At 44.9% G+C, this 296-nt stretch carries 1 protein-coding gene; it reads left to right on the top strand.

The genetic code is table 11. The annotated features are described in order from the left end of the window. A partial coding sequence (locus CG11_RS30685) for a hypothetical protein (protein WP_197043990.1) occupies positions 1-296 on the top strand: 296 nt, incomplete at both ends.

Genomic DNA, 296 nt, shown 5'->3' with positions numbered 1-296 from the left:
CGCGGTAATGGCAAGCAGCACAGACACAGTAGTATGTTCAGGCGAGTCAATCACCTTAACAGGAATAGGAGCGGCAAGTTATGTATGGGATAATGGAGCAGTAGATGGAATTGCTTTTGTACCAAGTGCAACAACAACGTACAATGTAACAGGAACAGATGGTAATGGTTGTAGTGCAACAGGGAACTTAACGATAACAGTAGATACCTTGCCAACGGTAATGGCAAGCAGCACAGACACAGTAGTATGTTCAGGCGAGTCAATCACCTTAACAGGAATAGGAGCGGCAAGTTATG

This window comes from Aureispira sp. CCB-QB1, from assembly GCF_000724545.1.
Taxonomy (GTDB): Bacteria; Bacteroidota; Bacteroidia; order Chitinophagales; family Saprospiraceae; genus Aureispira.
The sequence above is the reverse complement of the archived record's forward strand: the minus strand, read 5'-3'. Positions and strand labels throughout refer to the sequence as shown.